The 16992-nt window shown below is 65.8% G+C and carries 21 protein-coding genes and 1 tRNA gene; 15 read left to right on the forward strand and 7 right to left on the reverse strand.

Features of this window, described 5'->3' with window-relative positions; translation table 11 throughout:
- Position 1 precedes the first annotated feature (1 nt).
- The 4 genes from adhP (at position 2) to MRBLAR12_RS09020 (ending at position 3916) form a co-directional block, all read left to right on the forward strand.
- Positions 2-1024: an alcohol dehydrogenase AdhP gene (gene adhP, locus MRBLAR12_RS09005; protein ID WP_364745371.1), complete on the forward strand. Its 1023-nt coding sequence runs from the start codon at positions 2-4 to the stop codon at positions 1022-1024.
- On the forward strand, positions 1024-1440 hold the full coding sequence (locus MRBLAR12_RS09010; RefSeq protein WP_364745373.1) for a DUF779 domain-containing protein: 417 nt from the start codon (positions 1024-1026) through the stop codon (positions 1438-1440). The genes adhP and MRBLAR12_RS09010 overlap by 1 nt, the downstream gene beginning before the upstream one ends.
- A 173-nt stretch (positions 1441-1613) precedes the next feature.
- The gene (locus MRBLAR12_RS09015) at positions 1614-3185 is read left to right on the forward strand and encodes an amino acid permease (RefSeq protein ID WP_364745375.1); all 1572 of its coding nucleotides are present in this window, start codon (positions 1614-1616) and stop codon (positions 3183-3185) included.
- 125 nt (positions 3186-3310) lie between these two features.
- On the forward strand, positions 3311-3916 hold the full coding sequence (locus tag MRBLAR12_RS09020) for a TetR/AcrR family transcriptional regulator (protein WP_229992445.1): 606 nt from the start codon (positions 3311-3313) through the stop codon (positions 3914-3916).
- An 8-nt stretch (positions 3917-3924) separates the two neighbouring features.
- Here MRBLAR12_RS09020 and MRBLAR12_RS09025 read toward each other — a convergent pair whose 3' ends face one another.
- The 3 genes from MRBLAR12_RS09025 to MRBLAR12_RS09035 all read right to left on the reverse strand — a co-directional run bounded on the left by MRBLAR12_RS09025 (position 3925) and on the right by MRBLAR12_RS09035 (position 6724).
- On the reverse strand, positions 3925-4560 hold the full coding sequence (locus MRBLAR12_RS09025; RefSeq protein ID WP_229992446.1) for a DUF2461 domain-containing protein: 636 nt from the start codon (positions 4558-4560) through the stop codon (positions 3925-3927).
- 174 nt (positions 4561-4734) lie between these two features.
- Complete coding sequence (locus MRBLAR12_RS09030) at positions 4735-6234, reverse strand: catalase (protein ID WP_364745378.1); 1500 nt, start codon at positions 6232-6234, stop codon at positions 4735-4737.
- 22 nt (positions 6235-6256) lie between these two features.
- Positions 6257-6724 carry a Fur family transcriptional regulator gene (locus MRBLAR12_RS09035; protein ID WP_229992448.1) on the reverse strand — a complete coding sequence of 156 codons (468 nt, stop codon included), beginning with the start codon at positions 6722-6724 and terminating at the stop codon, positions 6257-6259.
- 101 nt (positions 6725-6825) lie between these two features.
- Between MRBLAR12_RS09035 and MRBLAR12_RS09040 the strand changes: the two genes are divergently transcribed.
- Entirely contained in the window at positions 6826-8097 is a 1272-nt protein-coding gene (locus MRBLAR12_RS09040; RefSeq protein WP_229992450.1) for an MFS transporter, read from the forward strand.
- A 71-nt stretch (positions 8098-8168) separates the two neighbouring features.
- Complete coding sequence (gene htpX / locus MRBLAR12_RS09045; RefSeq protein ID WP_364745380.1) at positions 8169-9038, forward strand: zinc metalloprotease HtpX; 870 nt, start codon at positions 8169-8171, stop codon at positions 9036-9038.
- A gap of 165 nt (positions 9039-9203) precedes the next feature.
- Here htpX and MRBLAR12_RS09050 read toward each other — a convergent pair whose 3' ends face one another.
- On the reverse strand, positions 9204-9695 hold the full coding sequence (locus MRBLAR12_RS09050) for a YajQ family cyclic di-GMP-binding protein (protein ID WP_018773569.1): 492 nt from the start codon (positions 9693-9695) through the stop codon (positions 9204-9206).
- Positions 9696-9893: 198 nt separating this feature from the next.
- Between MRBLAR12_RS09050 and MRBLAR12_RS09055 the strand changes: the two genes are divergently transcribed.
- On the forward strand, positions 9894-10148 hold the full coding sequence (locus MRBLAR12_RS09055; RefSeq protein WP_364745382.1) for a hypothetical protein: 255 nt from the start codon (positions 9894-9896) through the stop codon (positions 10146-10148).
- Positions 10149-10320: 172 nt separating this feature from the next.
- Positions 10321-10402, forward strand: a tRNA-Tyr gene (locus tag MRBLAR12_RS09060).
- A 103-nt stretch (positions 10403-10505) separates the two neighbouring features.
- Here the strand turns inward: MRBLAR12_RS09060 and MRBLAR12_RS09065 are convergent.
- The gene (locus MRBLAR12_RS09065; RefSeq protein WP_364745384.1) at positions 10506-11087 is read right to left on the reverse strand and encodes a LysM domain-containing protein; all 582 of its coding nucleotides are present in this window, start codon (positions 11085-11087) and stop codon (positions 10506-10508) included.
- A gap of 118 nt (positions 11088-11205) precedes the next feature.
- Here MRBLAR12_RS09065 and MRBLAR12_RS09070 point away from each other — a divergent pair, with 118 nt between their 5' ends.
- A complete protein-coding gene (locus tag MRBLAR12_RS09070) occupies positions 11206-11799 on the forward strand; it encodes a DinB family protein (protein WP_364745386.1) in 594 nt (197 codons plus the stop codon).
- 171 nt (positions 11800-11970) lie between these two features.
- On the opposite strand, the gene MRBLAR12_RS09075 is transcribed toward MRBLAR12_RS09070, so the two are convergent.
- Positions 11971-12432 carry a DUF1810 domain-containing protein gene (locus tag MRBLAR12_RS09075; protein WP_364745388.1) on the reverse strand — a complete coding sequence of 154 codons (462 nt, stop codon included), beginning with the start codon at positions 12430-12432 and terminating at the stop codon, positions 11971-11973.
- Between the two features lie 239 nt (positions 12433-12671).
- Between MRBLAR12_RS09075 and MRBLAR12_RS09080 the strand changes: the two genes are divergently transcribed.
- From MRBLAR12_RS09080 to MRBLAR12_RS09095, 4 genes are all read left to right on the forward strand, one after another.
- Positions 12672-13403 (forward strand): MgtC/SapB family protein, encoded by a 732-nt coding sequence (locus tag MRBLAR12_RS09080; RefSeq protein WP_229992457.1) that lies wholly within the window; start codon positions 12672-12674, stop codon positions 13401-13403.
- A complete protein-coding gene (locus MRBLAR12_RS09085) occupies positions 13387-13797 on the forward strand; it encodes a DUF1801 domain-containing protein (protein ID WP_364745390.1) in 411 nt (136 codons plus the stop codon). Before MRBLAR12_RS09080 ends, MRBLAR12_RS09085 begins: the two co-directional genes overlap by 17 nt.
- Positions 13798-13869: 72 nt before the next feature.
- A complete protein-coding gene (locus tag MRBLAR12_RS09090; RefSeq protein ID WP_364745392.1) occupies positions 13870-14412 on the forward strand; it encodes a GNAT family N-acetyltransferase in 543 nt (180 codons plus the stop codon).
- The gene (locus MRBLAR12_RS09095) at positions 14412-14846 is read left to right on the forward strand and encodes a VOC family protein (RefSeq protein WP_364745394.1); all 435 of its coding nucleotides are present in this window, start codon (positions 14412-14414) and stop codon (positions 14844-14846) included. Before MRBLAR12_RS09090 ends, MRBLAR12_RS09095 begins: the two co-directional genes overlap by 1 nt.
- A 13-nt stretch (positions 14847-14859) precedes the next feature.
- Here the strand turns inward: MRBLAR12_RS09095 and MRBLAR12_RS09100 are convergent, their stop codons facing one another.
- The gene (locus MRBLAR12_RS09100; RefSeq protein WP_229992462.1) at positions 14860-15294 is read right to left on the reverse strand and encodes a DUF7144 family membrane protein; all 435 of its coding nucleotides are present in this window, start codon (positions 15292-15294) and stop codon (positions 14860-14862) included.
- Between the two features lie 299 nt (positions 15295-15593).
- On the opposite strand from MRBLAR12_RS09100, the gene MRBLAR12_RS09105 reads away from it, so the two are divergent.
- Positions 15594-16322 carry a Type 1 glutamine amidotransferase-like domain-containing protein gene (locus MRBLAR12_RS09105; protein WP_229992463.1) on the forward strand — a complete coding sequence of 243 codons (729 nt, stop codon included), beginning with the start codon at positions 15594-15596 and terminating at the stop codon, positions 16320-16322.
- 51 nt (positions 16323-16373) lie between these two features.
- A complete protein-coding gene (locus tag MRBLAR12_RS09110; protein WP_364745397.1) occupies positions 16374-16919 on the forward strand; it encodes an acyl-CoA thioesterase in 546 nt (181 codons plus the stop codon).
- Positions 16920-16992 lie beyond the last annotated feature (73 nt).

Genomic DNA, 16992 nt, shown 5'->3' on the forward strand with positions numbered 1-16992 from the left:
AATGAGGACGACAATGCAAGCTGCTGTGGTAACTGAATTCGGCAAGGACCTCCAGATCCAGGACCTCCCCATTCCCGCCCCGGGCCGGGGCGAGGCGCTGGTCAAGGTCATCACCACGGGTGTCTGCCACACTGACCTCCATGCTGCGGAAGGTGACTGGCCGGTCAAGCCGTCGCCGCCGTTCGTGCCCGGACACGAAGGCGTGGGCGAAGTGGTGGCCCTCGGCGAAGGCGTCACGGACCTCGCCGTCGGAGACCTCGTGGGCAACGCCTGGCTGTGGTCCGCGTGCGGCGACTGCCAGTTCTGCCGGACCGGCTGGGAAACCCTCTGTGAGACCCAAAAGAACGCCGGCTACAGTGTGGACGGTTCCTTCGGCGAGTACATGCTGGTGGACAGCCGCTTTGCTGCCCGCATCCCAGCCGGTTCTGACCCTGCGGAGGTGGCGCCGATTCTCTGTGCGGGAGTCACCGTATACAAAGGCTTGAAGATGACCGAGGCCAAGCCGGGCCAGTGGGTCACCATCTCCGGGATCGGCGGGCTCGGCCATATCGCTGTCCAGTACGCCTTGGCCATGGGGCTGCGGGTCGCTGCGGTGGACATCGCCGACGACAAGCTCGCCCTGGCCAAGAAGCACGGTGCCGAGCTGACCGTCAATGCCCTGCACGAAGACCCCGTCGAAGTTATCCAGCGCGAAACAGGAGGATGCCATGGAGTCCTGGTCACGGCAGTGCACCCCTCGGCGTTCGGCCAGGCCATTGGGATGGCTCGACGCGGCGGAACGATCGTGTTCAACGGGCTGCCGCCGGGCGACTTTCCAGCGCCGATTTTCGAGATTGTGCTCAAGGGGCTGACCGTCCGGGGCTCGATTGTTGGCACCCGGCAGGACCTTGAGGAAGCCCTGGATTTCTATGCCCAGGGCAAGATCCACCCCACGGTTTCCTCCCGGGAACTCTCCGAAGTCAACGCCGTTCTTGACGAGATGAAGCACGCCAAGATCGACGGCAGAGTGGTGCTGACGTTCTGATGCCGCAGCCGCAGACCAGGCTCGACGCCGCCGTCACGCGTCAGGGCGAAGACTTCTCGCGTGTGGCGCTCACCCCTGCGGCCGCTGGGCTGCTCCGCAAGCTGTGGGGACAGCACGGGCCCTTAATGTTCCACCAGTCCGGCGGCTGCTGTGACGGGTCCGCGCCCATGTGCTATCCGGCGGGGGAGTTCCTGACCGGCGACTCCGACGTCCTGTTGGGCCTGTTCGACATCTCCGACGGATTGCGGCCCCAGCCACTGGAATTTTGGATGTCGCGGGAGCAGTTCAACTACTGGAGCCACACGCACCTGACGGTTGACGTCGTCCCTGGCCGGGGGAGCGGTTTCTCAGTGGAGGCGCCGGAAGGCAAGCGGTTCCTGATCCGCTCTACGCTGATGGAAAACTGGCCGGTCTGAGCCGGAACAGGGCAGCCTAAAGCGAGCCGACAGACGTGCGGGCCGTGCCGGCAGCACCGGTACGGCCCGCATTCGCGTCTCACTATGTGGGACAAATCTGGCCGCCCAGTGGATGGACACTACGATGGATAGGTCTGTTTCCAAACCCAGTTACCAAGATTGCGGACTTTTCTATGAACCTTTTCCGGACAAAATCCTTCGAGCAGTCCATGTCCGACGCCGATGAACCCGGACGCAGGCTGAAGCGATCGCTCAGCACGTGGGACCTCATGATCATGGGGGTCGCGGTTGCCGTCGGCGCCGGGATCTTCTCGGTCGGCGCCAAGGCCGCCGCGAATTTCGCCGGGCCCGCCGTGACCATCTCCTTCGCTATCGCTGCCGTCACCTGCGCGCTCGCCATCATGTGCTACGCCGAATTTGCCACGGCCATCCCGGTGGCAGGCTCCGCCTATGTCTTCACGTACGCGACCATGGGGGAGATCCTTGCGTGGATCATCGGCTGGAACCTGATCCTTGAACTGTTCACGGCCGGCGCCGTGATCGCCAAATACTGGGGCATCTACCTCAGCAAGGTCTTCGCGCTCATGGGCGTGGACATCCCGCCGTCGATCTCGCTGGGCGGCGTTGACCTCTACTGGGGCGCCTTCCTGATTGTTGCCGTCTTCACCGTGCTGCTGGTCCTCGGGACCAAGCTCTCTGCCCGCGTCGGCAACATCTTCACGCTCATCAAGATCGCGGTGGTCCTGTTCGTGATCGTGGTCGGCTTCACCTATGTGAAGTTCGAGAACTACGCCCCGTTCGTCCCGGCGTCCGAACCCACCGGAGGCACCGGAACCGCCGATGTCCTCAAGCAGTCCTTCTTCGGCTTCCTGACCGGTGCGGCCCCCGCCCAGTACGGAACCCTGGGCATCTTCGCCGGCGCCGCCCTGGTCTTCTTCGCCTTCATCGGCTTCGACGTCGTCGCCACCTCCGCCGAAGAGGTCAAGAACCCGCAGAAGACGCTGCCCCGCGGCATCTTCGGCGGCCTGGCGATCGTCACGGTGCTGTACATCCTGGTGTCGCTGGCACTGACCGGCATGGTCTCCTACACGAAGCTGGCTGAGGCCAAGAACCCGACGCTCACCACCGCCTTCGAGGCCGTCGGCAATACCGACGCCGCCAAGGTCATCGCCTTCGGCTCCCTGGTGGGCCTCACCACGGTGATCATGGTGCTGCTGATGGGCCTGTCCCGCGTTGTCCTCGCCATGAGCCGCGACGGCCTGCTGCCGCGCTCCCTGTCCAAGACCAGCACCATCCGTGCGACGCCAGCCCGCCTCCAGATCATCTGCGGCGCCGGAGTGGCACTCGTTGCCGGCTTGACCAACGTGGACTTGCTGGAGGAAATGATCAATATCGGGACCCTGTCCGCCTTCGTGATGGTCAGCCTGGGCATCCTGGTGCTCCGCAAGAAGCGTCCCGACCTGAAGCCGGCCTTCCGCGTCCCGTTCGGCAAGGTGCTCCCGATCGTCTCTGCCGTCCTGTGCCTGTACCTCATGACGAACCTCGCCGTGGAAACCTGGATCTTCTTCGCGATCTGGCTGGTGATCGGTATCGCGATCTACTTCGCCTACGGCCAGCGCCATTCCCGGCTGAACGAGAAGTTCGCGGAGGCCCGCGCCTCCGTGAACGGCCCGGGCAAGGAGAGCACGGTCAACGCGGCCGGACCGTCCGCGGCGGACGACGAGGACGCGCTCACCCGCTCCTGACCGGGGAGTACCGGCTCCCGACGCATCGAAGTCGCCGGAGCCGTGCGAATTCGCTGGAAACTTCCGGCGTCTTCGCACGGTTCCGGCGACTTCGGCGTTTGGCCTGCGCTCCCTAAGATGGACACATGGCCCGCCCAGCAAGACCGGAACGCAAATTAGAGTTGTTATCGGCGATTCTCGACTACCTCATGGACAAGACGCTGGCGGAGCTGACGTTCCGCAGCCTCGCCGACGGGCTGGGCGTCAGCAGCTACGTCCTGGTGTACCACTTCGGCCACCGTGAACAGCTGATCAACGAGATCATCCGCGGCATCGAATCCCGGCTGGACAGCATCCGCGCCACCGACGTCAGGGACATCGACAGGGACGCGTGGCGGGCCTTCCTCCTGGAATCCTGGCAGTGGACCATGGCGCAGCGCAACCGGCACCTGGCCCGGCTTGAATTCGAGGCGACAGCGCAGGACGTTGTGGCGGCGGTACCGCGCGGCACCGCCCAGGAACACTTCCGGATGCTGCACGCGAAGGCCCGGGACTGGCTCATCATCCAGGGCATCGAGCCGGAGTTCGCGGAAACCGACGCCCGCCTGTTCACCGCCGCGTTCTATGGGCTCCAGTTCGATTTCGTCGTCAACAACCAGCCCGAGGAAGCCACAAAGGCCTTTGAGCTGATGATGCTGGTCTTCTTCAACAACCTCGACCGGCGCCTGGCCACCGACGGCCAGCACATCTGAGCTGAGCCTCAGGGAGCGGCGTAGCGGCCCTCCCACTCCACGAGCGGGCGCAAATCCTCCCAGCGCCGCGCCACTTCCTCCACCGCCCCGGGTCCGGCAAGCCAGCCGGGCTGGCCCACGTTGACCCCGGCCGTGAGGGATTTGTGCTTGAGCAGCTCCGCCCGCGGATGGTCCTTCTCGAAGCCCCGCGGCACGGTCTTCAGGCGTTCGCCCTCCACCGCGAACCCCGCTGCCTCGACCTTGCGCACGATCTCCCGCAGGGCCTCGCCGCTGGCGGGATCATCCACGGCGCCGCGGAAGCGTGCCAGTTGGGCCGGGGTGTGGGTGTGGCAGCCGCCGCCGATCAGGAGGCCGTCGGCGCTGAGCTGGATGTAGAAGCCCACTCCTTCGTCCAGCGCCGCGAAGGCCCCCTGCGCGGTCTTGTAGGGCGATTTGTCCGGCGAGAACCGGACGTCCCGGTTGGGGCGAAAGAGCTTGGCCGGGCCGAAGCGCGGCTCCAGCTCGGCCAGCAGCTGGGTCAGCGGACCTTTCACCGCGGCGTCGTAGACAGGCTTGTGCTCCAGCCACCAGTCCCGGTTGTTGTTCTGTTCAAGATCGGCGTAGAACCGGAAGGCGTCGTCCGGAATGCCTGCGAATGCGGTCATGCCCAAATCCTACGGAGCCGCGGTGCACGGTGGCGAGGGGCCCGCGCACGCATGTGGATAACGCAGAACGCCCCGCCACGGAGGTCCGTGGCGGGGCGTTCTGTTGGCCCAAACGGCCTCCCGTTGAGCCGGCCCTCAAAGCGGCCGGCCTTCAAGTGGCCGTCGACGCAGCTATCAGACCTTGTTGGCGGCCTCGGCGTCGGACTCAACCTGGCCGGCGCCGAGGTTGGCGCGCAGCTTGGCGCCAAAATCGGCGTCGACATTGGTCCAGTACGCGATGGCGCGTTCCTTGATGCTGGCGTTCTTGACGCCGCTGACGGCGCCGGTCACGGTCTCCAGCAGGCGGGCCTTCTCGCCGTCGTTGTACACCTCGCGGTACAGCGTGCCGGCCTGGCCGAAGTCGCTGTCCTCGGCGTGCAGGGAGTGCGCGGAGAGCGTGAGCTCGCCGTCGTTCTCCCAGCCGCCGCCCGCAACGCCAAGCTCAACCGCAGCCGGACCGCCCACGGAGTTCGGTGCGTACACCGGAACGGACGGAGCGTTGAAGTGGTACCGTCCGGCGCCGTCCTGGCTGTAGTTGTTGACCTGGTTCTGGGGCGCGTTCACCGGGAGCTGGGCGTGGTTGGTGCCGACGCGGTAGCGGTGCGCATCCGCGTAGGAGAAGATGCGGGCCTGCAGCATCTTGTCCGGGGAAGCGGCGATGCCGGGCACGAAGTTCGACGGCGCGAAGGTTGCCTGCTCGATCTGCGCGAAGTAGTTCTCCGGGTTCTTGTTAAGCTCCATGGTGCCGACCTTGATCAGCGGGTAGTCCGCGTGCGGCCACACCTTGGTCAGGTCGAACGGGTTGAAGCGGTAGGTCTTGGCGTCCTCGTACGGCATGACCTGGACGTGCAGGTCCCAGGACGGGAAGTTGCCGGCGGCAATGTTTTCCTGGAGGTCGCGGATGTAGAAGTCGCCGTCAGCGCCGGCCAGGGCCTCGGCCTCGTCGCCGGACATGGACTTGACGCCCTGGTTGGACTTGAAGTGGTACTTCACCCAGAACCGCTCGCCCTCGGCGTTGATCCACTGGTAGGTGTGCGAGCCGTAGCCCTGCATTTCACGCCAGGAAGCCGGCAGGCCGCGGTCGCCCATGAGCCAGGTGACCTGGTGGGCGGACTCGGGGGAGAGGGTCCAGAAGTCCCACTGCATGTCGGCGTCGCGCAGGTGGGTGCCCGGGAGGCGCTTCTGGGAGTGGATGAAGTCCGGGAACTTGATGCCGTCGCGGATGAAGAACACCGGAGTGTTGTTGCCGACGAGGTCGTAGTTGCCCTCGGTGGTGTAGAACTTCACGGCGAAACCGCGGGGGTCGCGCCAGGTGTCGGGGGAGCCTGCCTCGCCGGCAACGGAGGAGAAGCGGATGAGCATGTCCGTCTCCGTGCCGGGCTGGAACAGGGCGGCCTTGGTGTACTTCGAGACGTCCTCGGTGGTCTTGAAGCGACCGAAGGCGCCGCCGCCCTTGGCGTGCACAACACGCTCCGGGACCCGCTCGCGGTTGAACTGCGCGAGCTTCTCGATCAGGTAGTGATCGGTCAGGATGATCGCGCCGTCGGCGCCGACGGACTTGGAGTGGGCGTCGGAAGTGACGGGAGCGCCGGACTGTGTTGTGGACACGGCGGGCGCAGAGATGATCTCGGTCATCGTTCTCCTTTGGTTGGGTTTCTTAGTTTCGGTCGGAGGGAAGCTGTTGGGTGCGCTGGCAGTCCTGGCAGATGCCCTGGTACAGCACGTCCGCGATCTGGATGGTCATCGGCTTGGCGTCCGCGCCCCAGTGCGGGGTCAGGCAGGGCGCGTGGCCCACGGCGCATTCGACGTCCTCCACGCGGCCGCAACTGATGCACACGGCGTGGTGGTGGTTATCTCCCACCCGCGTCTCGTACAGCGCGGGGGAGTGCGGGGGCTCGAAACGGCGCAGCATGTGCAGATCGGTGAGATCGCCCAGGACCACATAGACGGACTGCGCGGTCAGGTCCGGCAATTCCTGCCGGGCTGCGGCAAGGATCGCCTCCGCCGGCGAATGCGGGTGGTGTTCGACGGCGGCCAGCACGGCCAGGCGCTGCTTGGTCACCCGGCGGCCGTGGGCACGCAGGGCGGCTGCCCATGCGTCGTGGGTGCCCGAGGAAACCGTCATACCCCCATTCAAGCACTTATTATGACTGCCTCACAATAAGGCGGGACTAACTTTTCCGGCCGCGTCACAGTGCGCTCGCTGCCCGCCGCTAGAGTTGCCCGGTGGAGAATCTTCTGGCGGACATCACCCCCGTGCGCGAAAGTCCCGCGTTCCGCCGTCTGTGGCTGGGCTCGGCCGTTTCCGCACTGGGCAGCCAGCTGACGCTGGTGGCCGTCAGCCTCGAGGTTTACCGGCTGACCCAGGACAGCCTCTACGTGGGGCTGCTGAGCATCTTCGCCCTCGTGCCGCTGGTGTTCGGCGGCCTCCTGGGCGGCTCGATCGCCGACGCCCACGACCGCCGCACCGTGGCCCTGCTGGCTTCATCCGTCCTCTGGGTGAGCACCGCCGCGCTGGCCCTCCAGGCGTGGCTGCAGGTGGGCAACGTGTGGCTGTTGTACGCGATCGTGGCAGTGCAAAGCGGTGCCCAGGCCATCAACCAGCCGGCCCGCAGCGCCATCATCCCGGTGCTGGTGCGCAAGGAGCTGCTGCCGGCCGCCAATGCCCTGAACATGATGAGCTTCGGCCTGACGATGACGGCCGGCCCGCTGCTGGCCGGGGTGCTCGTGGCGTGGGTCGGGTTCGGCTGGACGTACACGATCGACGTCGTCACCTTCGCGTTTGCGTTCTGGGCGCTTTTGAAGCTGCCCCCAATGCCGCCCGGAAAGCATGCCAGGCCGGCCGGGCTGCGTTCCGTGGTGGAGGGATTCCGTTTCCTTGGCACCCGGCCCAACCTCCGCATGACATTCGTGATCGACCTCGTCGCCATGATCTTTGCCCAGCCCCGGGCGCTGCTGCCCGCCATCGGTGCCGTGATGATCGGCGGCGGCGAGGCCACGGTGGGGATCCTGTTGGCCTCGATGGCAGTGGGGGCGTTCCTGGCCGGTCTGTTCTCCGGCCCGTTGGGCGGCGTCCGCCGGCAGGGGGCCGCCGTCGTATGGTCCGTGATGGGCTGGGGCGCCTCGGTGGCGGCCTTCGGCCTGGTGGTGGTCCTCGCAGATCATTCCGGAGACGACGGCGTGACGGTGTGGCTGCTGCCCGCCGCCCTGTGCTGCGCACTGGCCGGGATCGCGGATTCCGTCAGCGCCGTCTTCCGCACCACCATCTTGCAGGCCTCCACCCCGGACCACCTGCGCGGGCGGCTGCAGGGCGTGTTTGTGGTGGTGGTGGCCGGCGGACCCCGGATCGGGGACATGCTGGCGGGCGGCGCGACTAAACTTTTGAACGAGGGATGGGTCCTGCTGCTCGGCGGCGTGATGTGCATTGCGGTCGCCTGGACGCTGGCCCACCTGCAGTCCGGATTCCTGCGGTACGACGCACGGAACCCGGTGCCGTAGCGGTTCGTTTTTCTTGGTAGTTCATTGAAGTACCGGGCATCAGCCTGCAGTGCAGGGCATCAGGAGGAGCAGTGCACCAGCATCACAACGGACTTAAAACCGCGGCACTCTTCGGGGTTCTGTGGGCGGTGCTGCTTGGCCTCGGGGCGTTCATCGCCGCCGGCACGCGCAGTGCCGCGCCGATCTGGATCATGGCCCTGATCGGCGTCGCCACCACGGCCTACGGGTACTGGAACAGTGACAAGTTGGCCATCCGTGCCATGCAGGCCTATCCGGTCACGGAGGCCGAGGCGCCGCAGCTGTACCAGATCGTCCGGGAATTGTCCGGCCGGGCCAACCAGCCGATGCCGCGGATCTACGTCTCGCCCACCATGGCGCCGAATGCCTTCGCCACCGGCCGGAATCCGCAGACCGCGGCGGTGTGCTGCACGGAGGGCATCCTGAGGCTGCTGGACGCCCGTGAGCTGCGCGGCGTCCTGGGCCATGAACTGATGCACGTCTACAACCGGGACATCCTGACGGCGTCGGTGGCCGCCGCCGTCGCCGGCGTCATCACCTCGGTGGCGCAGATGATGCTGCTGTTCGGCGGCGGGGACCGCCGCAACGCGAACCCGTTCGCTGCGATCGCGATGGCGCTGCTGGCCCCGTTCGCCGCGTCCCTGATCCAGATGGCCATCTCGCGGACGCGGGAGTACGACGCCGATGAGGACGGATCGGCGCTGACCGGAGATCCGCTGGCGCTCGCCTCCGCCCTGCGCAAGATCGAGCAGGGTGTGCAGTTGGCGCCGCTGCCGCAGGACCAGCGGCTGGTCAACGCCTCCCACATGATGATCGCCAACCCGTTCCGCGGCGGCGGCGTGGCCAAGATGTTCTCCACCCACCCGCCGATGGCCGAGCGGATCGGCCGGCTGGAGCGGATGGCCGGCCGCCCGCTCAGCTAGTTGGTTAGCTGCGGGTCTGGCGACGTGCAAATTCGCCGGCGACGCGCGAAGTGTCTGGCGACGCGCGAATAGTTTCGTGACATGCAAAAGGGCCCGCGACACCGGAATACCGGTGTCGCGGGCCTTTTTGCGCGTCGTGAGGAAACTTGCGCCGCGGACGGGCCGCTAGCTGCGGAAGTTGACGAACTGCAGGTCGGCCTCGTCGAAGCCCTTGAGCAGGTTCATGGTCTCCTGGAGGTCATCGCGGGACTTCGACGTCACCCGGAGCTCGTCGCCCTGGATCTGCGACTTGACGGACTTAGGGGCCTCGTCCCGGATCAGCTTGTTGATCTTCTTGGCGAGGTCCTGGGCGATGCCCTCCTTGATGGAGGCCTCGAGCCGGAATTCCTTGCCGGAGGCGTAGGGCTCGCCGGTGTCGAGGGACTTGAGCGAGATGCCGCGGCGGATGAGCTTGGATTGCAGCACGTCGAGCACCGCCAGCACCCGCTCCTCTGAGTTTGCCTTCATCAGGATCTTCTCGCCACTGAAATCAACCTCAGCGCCGACGCCCTTGAAGTCGTAGCGCTGGGCAATTTCCTTTTGTGCCTGGTTCAGCGCGTTGGCGACTTCCTGCTTGTCTACCTTGCTGACGACGTCGAACGTGGATTCGCCTGCCATGACTTTCCTCCTGATGGTTAGCCGGGTGCCTGATGTGAGGCCGGGATGTCTGCATTCCAGCCTAGTACGGATGCCCACGTTCTGGAGGGCGGCCGGGCGGGACTACTTTCACAGTCCGCTCATAGCTCAATCACGGCGGGAACGAAGCCAGGCTCGGAAGAGTTGCAAGGGTTGGAACTGCTGCTGAAAGGCAAGAACATGCACCATAAGGCCGTCCGTTACGTCACCCGCACTACCGCCGCCGCTGCCAGCACGCTGGCCGTGACGGCGACCTCCGTTGCCGCCGCCGCACTGGCGGCTTCCATCATTCTGAGTCCGGCCCCCGATGCGTCAGCCCGTCTGGACGGTGTCCACACGGACCTGGCCCGCGCCGTCGAGCTGAACCAGGTCACCGAAGAGCAGGCGGCACGATTCGAGGCACGGCTGGCCGGACGCATTCTCGGAGAGGCCTGAATTTCCGGGCATTTCGGCCCATTTTTGGCCCTTTTTTGGCCGATGGGTGCGCCGATTCGATTCTTCGGCGGAAGTTCTGTAAAGTTGTCTTGCCCGCGGGTGCTGGAAGCGGAACGGACTGGAAACAGACGTTCCGGGACTGGAAACCGCGAGTGATCTTCTTTTGAAGTTCGGCAGATTACCCGAGCGGCCAAAGGGGGCTGACTGTAAATCAGCTGGCAACGCCTACGGGGGTTCGAATCCCTCATCTGCCACCCTTGGAAAAGCCTCCGGAACCATTTGGTTTCGGAGGCTTTTTCTTTGCCTTCGGCTTTCGGGGCCCACCCAAGTTCGGGCCCGCCCGCGAAAGTCCGCGGCTCAGTCGAGCGGCGGATTTGGGATGGTTACAGTTGTGCCTGCGGGCGGAATCCATTCGCCGCCGTTCAGCAGGTTCAGATTGGCTATCCGCAGCGCATAGAGCGGGACGCCGTAGCGGCTCGCGATGCCAGCGGGCGTGTCTCCTGCATTCGCCGTATACAGGAGCCGCCCTTGCCCGTCCTGGCCGGTCACGCTTCCGCTGGCCCCAAGCTGCGGCACGTCCACGCCTCTGAGGTCGATGACCTCTCCCTCGGCAACGGATACCGGTTCGTTGAAGCTCCTGAGGATCTCGGGAGTCATCCGGAAGTGGGCGGCGATTCCTTCCCAGGTGTCGCCGTCGACAGCCGTGTAGCGCATCGGCTGGAAGTACCCGTTCATTTCGGTCGTTCCCTGCAGGCCCACGGGCGCCGCGGGCGATGCAGGAGCAGCGGCCGTCGGAGACGTTCCGGCGGCAGCGGCCGCCGGGGTTCCGCCCGCCGCATCCGTGCCGGATTCGCAGGCTGTCAGCAGGGCAACGAGAACCGCGGCCAGAAGAACTGCGGCGGCGGGCCGAACGCGGTTTGCACTGTAACCGAGACTCACCCTGGGTGTCCTGTCGCTCGGGGCCTCCCCCCGAGGCCCGTTGGTGCAATTATTCCATACGTTTTATGAAACCCGCTTCCCTCGGGACGGCCCCCGCGCGTTCGGTATAGTGCCGGTCATGGACGACAAAGCGATCTTGCACACATATCTGCGCACCCGGCGCGCAGACCTCCTCGGGAAGCTCGAAGGCCTCAGCGAGTACGACGCGCGCCGGCCCCTCACGCCGACCGGAACCAGCCTGCTGGGACTGGTCAAGCACGTGGCCAGCGTCGAACTGGGCTACTTTGGCGAGGTCTTCGGCCGTCCCAGCGACCTGGAACTGCCATGGTTCGCCGACGACGCGGAGCCGGACGCCGACATGTGGGCAGCCCACGGCGAGACACGGGAGCAGATCACGGAGCTGCACCGGCTCTCGGCCGCCCACAGCGACGCCACCATCGATGAACTCCCGCTGGACGCGCCCGGCGTCGTGCCCTGGTGGCCGGATGAGCGCAAGCACGTGACACTGCAGCAGATCCTCGTGCACATGTGCGTGGAGACCGCCCACCACCTCGGACACGCCGACATCCTGCGCGAGCTCATCGACGGCAGGGCCGGGCAGCGCCCGGGGGATCCCAACCTTTCAGTGCGCACGCCCGAGGAGTGGGCCGTTCACCGGGCCCGCATCGAGGCGGCGGCCGTCGCCGCTGAAGCAGGGGTGCCCGGCCGGTAGCACAGGCCGGCAACACTCCATTGTTCTGCGAGCAAAATCTCAGTTTTCGGCGCGGAGCCAACATGGGGTAGTCCAGTCCGCGGTTGAAGAAGAAGGAGCTTTCGTGAAGTCGTTTGCCTGTGGTGAGGTGGTTCCCGGTTGCGAAGCCCGGCCGGTGGCCACCGCGGACAGCTAACCGTCCGCCGGGTCGGGATCGCCTGTCTGCCCTTCCAGAAGCTGTTCGGTGGCGGGATCCGGCACGCCGTCGAAGTAGCGGTCCGAGACGTCGCGGAACACGGACTCGCCGGGGGCTGCAAGCCGGAAGAGCGTCATGGACGAGTGCAGCTTCCGCGCGTCGATGCTGCCAAAAATCTGCACCGCGGACCGGCCATCAACGGAAGCCACGGCGGCGGCAACCTCTCGCAGACGGGGGCCAAGGACGTCGTGCCGGATGTAGGCCCGGGCCTCGTCGAGGGAGGAGATGGCATATCTGCGGGCGGTTTCGCTGTGGCCCAGGCCTGCGAGCTGGGGGAACACGAACCACATCCAGTGGCTCCGCTTCATGCCCGACTTCAGCTCCGCCAAGGCCTGCCGGTACGTCCCGCCGGAGTCCTGCGCAGTCACGAACCGTTCAAGATCGTAAGGGTCTTCCATTCTCGCTAGGCTACGTCGCCGGGGCGCGCCGGAACAGCCTGGTCACCGGGGTCCTCGACAGGACCAAAGTCGGCCCGGGCTTCTAAGCGGACCAGACCAATCACTACTCCCCGGCCACTACTCCCCATAAGGGGGTGGCGGTACGATCAACATCGAGAGTCATTGGCGCACCTCAGAGTTGGCCGGAGCTGCAGGCGTCCGGATCCGGGCGCCACTCTCGGGCCGGGCCGGAGGGCGGGATGCAGGACGCATATGGGCTATATACCCCAACCACGCTGGTGGAAGTCGGGCTGCTGCTGGCGACATTTGTCCTCTGCTCCCTGATTGGCACCGAGCGGCAGGTCCGGCAAAAGGTCGCCGGCTACCGCACCCACGTCCTGGTCGGTTTGGGCTCTTGCACCTTCACCCTTATCTCGGCCTACGGCTTCGTCTACGCCCTGGCGCCTGGGGCCACCATGGACCCGTCCCGTATTGCGGCCCAAATCGTCAGCGGCATCGGCTTTCTCGGCGCCGGGGTGATTTTCAAGGGACGGAACGTTGTCCGCGGCCTGACGACGGCCGCCAGCATTTGGGTTTCTGCCGCCGTCGGCATGGCGTGCGGGGCCGGAATGCTGTCCCTAGCTGCTGCACTGACCGTTTTCCACCTCATCACGTTGTACGTCGTCTCTCCCTTAATCCGGAAGATCCCGACCCCGGACGCCCACCGGGTCCTGCACCTGGGCTATGCCGACAACCAGGGCGTGCTGCGGCAAGTGTTGGAGATCGCCACCAATATGGGATTCAGCTCGTCAATCCTGAGCACCAATAAGGCGGGCGATGAACAAAAGCCGCTCGTCCTCATGGACATCCGCTTCCATGGTCATCTTCCGCTGCGGGAACTCGTCCCCTACCTCCTGGATGTGCCCGGCGTGCAGAGTGTGACCGTTCGCGGCGTCGACCCGAACGAGGACGACGATGATGCCAGCGCCTGAGGACCCGCAGCGGGACCCCCGGGTTGACGCGTTCATCGCGGCACTGCCGGACTGGCAGCAGGATATCTGCGCTCAGGTGCGTGAACTTGTCCATGCCGCCGACCCGGCGGTCGAAGAGACCATCAAGCGCACCACGCAGCCCTACTTCGTCCTGGACGGCAACATTTGTGCCCTGCTCGCGGCCAAGGACCACGTCAACGTCTTCCTGTACGACGGCGGGATCGTTCCGGACCCGGAGGGCATCATCACCGGCGGGCACGAGAACAAGAGCGCGCGCACCGTCGCTTTCAGCCAGGGGGAAGCCATCCCCGGGCAGGCCCTCACTGCGATGTTCCGGCAGATCATCGCGGACAACCGGGCCGGCGGCTGGCGAAAACTCAAGCCGGGCAGATGAAGCAGGATGACCATTCTCGAACTGCCGGGCACGCTGATTGAAGCCGTTCGGGATGACCGTTAGAGTCTGCGGATGACCGAGCACAGCATCCCCCTGACGGAGACTGTACGCGTGCGCGTGCTGCGCAGGCCCGACGCCGGCCCGCTGGCCGACGCCTACCTGCGGAACCGGGAGCACCTGGCGCCCTGGGAGCCGGTGCGGTCCGAGGACTTCTTCACTGTCAACGGACAGGCCGCCAGCATTGAATCCAAGCTCGGGTTGTTCATCGCGGGATCGGACGTGCCATGGGTTCTCGTGGATGGTTCCCGCATCATCGGGGTGATTAACCTCAGCGGGATTGTCCGGGGGCCGTTCCTCAGTGCCCACCTCGGCTACTGGGTGGACAAGGACATGACCGGGCGGGGTCTTGGCTCGGCCGCGCTGGAGTTCGCCGTCCAAACCGCGCGGAACGAGCTCGGCCTGCACCGGCTGCAGGCCGCCACGCTCCCGCACAACTCCCCGTCGCAGCGGATCCTGAAGCGGGCCGGCTTTGAGGAGATCGGGTTGGCCCCCCGGTACCTTCAGATTGCCGGTTCCTGGCAGGACCACGTCCTGTTCCAACGGATCCTGTTCTGATGGCGGCTGTTCCGGATGCGGCTGTTCCGATGGCACCGGCGGACTTCGGCGCCCTGCACCACGTTGAACTCTGGGTGCCGGACCTGCAAAGGGCCAAGGACCAATGGGGCTGGCTGCTGGGCCGGCTGGGCTACGAGGCCTACCAGGACTGGGCGCACGGGTGCAGCTGGCGCCGCGGGCCAACGTATATCGTCGTCGAGCAGTCCCCGGACCTGAGCGGAACCATGCACCAGCGCACCGCGCCGGGCCTGAACCATCTCGCGTTCAGCGCCGGGACGCGGGAACATGTGGACGCCATGGCGGGTGAGAGCCACAGCCACGGCTGGGCCGAGTTATTTCCGGAGAAATATCCGCACGCCGGCGGTCCCGGCCACTTCGCCGCCTACCTCGTGAATACGGACGGCTACGAAGTGGAGCTGATCGCGGCGGACTGACCGTTTCGGTGCCTTACGGGTTGCTTGGCGGAGGAGCCTGTTCAGCCTTGAGTTCCTCGCCGTGGGCGATGATCGCGTAGATGATCAGCACGTCGACGGCGATGACGATGACGGACCACCACGGCTGCTGCGGAATAAGCATCAACTGAACGACCGCGCTGACGCCCGCAAGGATGACCGCAACGATCCGAGCCCACGCTGCACCCGAGAAGAGCGCGACGGCGGTGAGGATCAGACCCGCACCGATTGCCACATTCCACCAGCCCCACCCCTTCGCGTCGAAGAGGAACAGCGTGCCGGGGGTCGACAAATAGTAGGTGTCGGGTCCGGTGAGCGCGACGAGGCCTTGAAGGCCGCTGAAAACGCCGTTGATGATCAGAATGACTCCGGCGAAACGGACCCAACCGGTCCAGCCGGTCGCAGTGACAGGGTGATGGGCAGTACTCATAGTGTCGACCGCTTTCCGTTGAATGCTCTGTCGTCGGCCTCATGGTCGGCGCAGTCGTGTGGTGAAGCTAGTACCGATTCCGATTATGTTCCTCGCAGTCCGGGCCGGTCAATCGTTCAGGTCGTCGGAGCCGCCCCGGCGGTCGGCTCCGTTCTGTCCGCGCACCGACGGAATCCGGCGATGCCGCCCGCCTCGCCCCGATCCGCAGGGTGGGCGGCGAGCAAGTGCGGTGTCGGCCGAGGCTGGTTCAGATGCGCCTGGCCCATCGCGATTGCCCCGGATCCGGGTACCTTGAAGCCATGACCATCTTGCTCGTCGGCGGCGGCCCCGACACCGTGACCACTCCTGCCGTCTTCGACCGGTTCGTCAAGGAAGTCCGGCACCGGGCGCCTGGCAGGGTTCCTCGCATCGCCGTGGTTCTCTTTGACCACGAGGGCAGTTCGGAATACTTTTTGCCCGCCTATCTGAAGCCGCTGGAATCCCGAGTCGTCTGCGAGGTGCTCCCGGTCCTTCTCCACTTCAACAAGGAGGCGGATCCTGCCGCGTTTGACGACGTCGACGGGATCGTCGTCGGGGGCGGCCCGACGCCGGGATACCTGGATGGCCTGCGGCCGTCCGCGGAGGCCATCCGTCGAATGGTCTCGGAGGGCGTGCCGTATATGGGGTTCTCCGCCGGGGCGATGGTGGCGCCGGCGCGGGCGATTGTCGGCGGCTACCGAATCCGGGGCACAGAAATCTGCCCGGTCGAATGGTCTGAGGGACTCGAGGAACTGGAAATCCGCGACGGACTTGGACTGGTGCCTTTCGCGGTCGACGTCCACGCCGCGCAGGCCGGAACTCTAAGCCGGGCGGTTGGCGCGGTGGCGAAAGGCCTCGTGGACCGTGCGGCGGCCGTGGATGAGAACACTGCCCTGGTCCTACACCACAGGGACCTGGAATCGTTGGAGGTAATCGGCGCTGGGAACTGCTGGACGATTCGCGGTGTTGGCACCAAGGCCACAGTCTCGGTCCTGACCGCGCAACATTAGGCCCGGAGCCCGCCCCTTGGCACGTTTGTTACTCACGGGTAACATTGAGTCATGCACCTCCTATTCCGGACCCTCCTGCTGCTGTTCACGTCCTCGCGCCGCTCACCCCTGCGCATCTGGGGCAACTCCTCGCTGCCGCTGCGGGTCCTGCCCACGGATATCGACATCGCCATGCACGTCAACAACGGCATGTACTTCTCGCTCATGGACCTCGGGCGCTTCGATCTCATGGCCCGCAGCGGAACCTGGAAAAAGATGCGCCGCAGGGGCTGGACCCCGGTGGCGGCGGGGGAGACCATCGCCTTCCGCCGTTCGCTGCAGCTCTGGCAGAAATACACCATCGAATCCAGGATCATCGGCCTCGACTCGAAGGCCATCTACTTCGAGCAGCGGATGGTGGTGGACGGCGAGGTTTACGCGCGCGCCTACATCGCCACCCGGCTTCTCAGCAAGGGCAAACCCGTCAGCCAGGAGGAAATCATCCGCGAATTCGGCGCTCCGCCGGCGGATCTGGAGCTGCCCGAGTGGATCCACGAATGGCGTGAAACCAACGCCCTGCCCGGCGCCAGGCGTCCGGCCCCGCACGCCTGGGCGTAGCATCCGGGCCGGCCTGCCCGGATGTGCCAACAGCGAAATGCCGGGGACAATCCATGCCGGCTCCCGTACCGTT

Origin of the sequence: Arthrobacter sp. LAR12-1-1.1, from assembly GCF_040676555.1 — a bacterium.
Classification (GTDB): domain Bacteria; phylum Actinomycetota; class Actinomycetes; order Actinomycetales; family Micrococcaceae; genus Arthrobacter.

Excerpts from the sequence above, each read along its gene's own strand:
- adhP (WP_364745371.1), top strand. The coding sequence starts at position 2 with ATGAGGACGACAATGCAAGCTGCTGTGGTAACTGAATTCGGCAAGGAC.
- MRBLAR12_RS09010 (WP_364745373.1), top strand. The coding sequence starts at position 1,024 with ATGCCGCAGCCGCAGACCAGGCTCGACGCCGCCGTCACGCGTCAGGGC.
- MRBLAR12_RS09015 (WP_364745375.1), top strand. The coding sequence starts at position 1,614 with ATGAACCTTTTCCGGACAAAATCCTTCGAGCAGTCCATGTCCGACGCC.
- MRBLAR12_RS09020 (WP_229992445.1), top strand. The coding sequence starts at position 3,311 with ATGGCCCGCCCAGCAAGACCGGAACGCAAATTAGAGTTGTTATCGGCG.
- MRBLAR12_RS09025 (WP_229992446.1), bottom strand. The coding sequence starts at position 4,560 with ATGACCGCATTCGCAGGCATTCCGGACGACGCCTTCCGGTTCTACGCC.
- MRBLAR12_RS09030 (WP_364745378.1), bottom strand. The coding sequence starts at position 6,234 with ATGACCGAGATCATCTCTGCGCCCGCCGTGTCCACAACACAGTCCGGC.
- MRBLAR12_RS09035 (WP_229992448.1), bottom strand. The coding sequence starts at position 6,724 with ATGACGGTTTCCTCGGGCACCCACGACGCATGGGCAGCCGCCCTGCGT.
- MRBLAR12_RS09050 (WP_018773569.1), bottom strand. The coding sequence starts at position 9,695 with ATGGCAGGCGAATCCACGTTCGACGTCGTCAGCAAGGTAGACAAGCAG.
- MRBLAR12_RS09055 (WP_364745382.1), top strand. The coding sequence starts at position 9,894 with ATGCACCATAAGGCCGTCCGTTACGTCACCCGCACTACCGCCGCCGCT.
- MRBLAR12_RS09070 (WP_364745386.1), top strand. The coding sequence starts at position 11,206 with ATGGACGACAAAGCGATCTTGCACACATATCTGCGCACCCGGCGCGCA.
- MRBLAR12_RS09075 (WP_364745388.1), bottom strand. The coding sequence starts at position 12,432 with ATGGAAGACCCTTACGATCTTGAACGGTTCGTGACTGCGCAGGACTCC.
- MRBLAR12_RS09080 (WP_229992457.1), top strand. The coding sequence starts at position 12,672 with ATGCAGGACGCATATGGGCTATATACCCCAACCACGCTGGTGGAAGTC.
- MRBLAR12_RS09085 (WP_364745390.1), top strand. The coding sequence starts at position 13,387 with ATGATGCCAGCGCCTGAGGACCCGCAGCGGGACCCCCGGGTTGACGCG.
- MRBLAR12_RS09090 (WP_364745392.1), top strand. The coding sequence starts at position 13,870 with ATGACCGAGCACAGCATCCCCCTGACGGAGACTGTACGCGTGCGCGTG.
- MRBLAR12_RS09095 (WP_364745394.1), top strand. The coding sequence starts at position 14,412 with ATGGCGGCTGTTCCGGATGCGGCTGTTCCGATGGCACCGGCGGACTTC.
- MRBLAR12_RS09100 (WP_229992462.1), bottom strand. The coding sequence starts at position 15,294 with ATGAGTACTGCCCATCACCCTGTCACTGCGACCGGCTGGACCGGTTGG.
- MRBLAR12_RS09105 (WP_229992463.1), top strand. The coding sequence starts at position 15,594 with ATGACCATCTTGCTCGTCGGCGGCGGCCCCGACACCGTGACCACTCCT.
- MRBLAR12_RS09110 (WP_364745397.1), top strand. The coding sequence starts at position 16,374 with ATGCACCTCCTATTCCGGACCCTCCTGCTGCTGTTCACGTCCTCGCGC.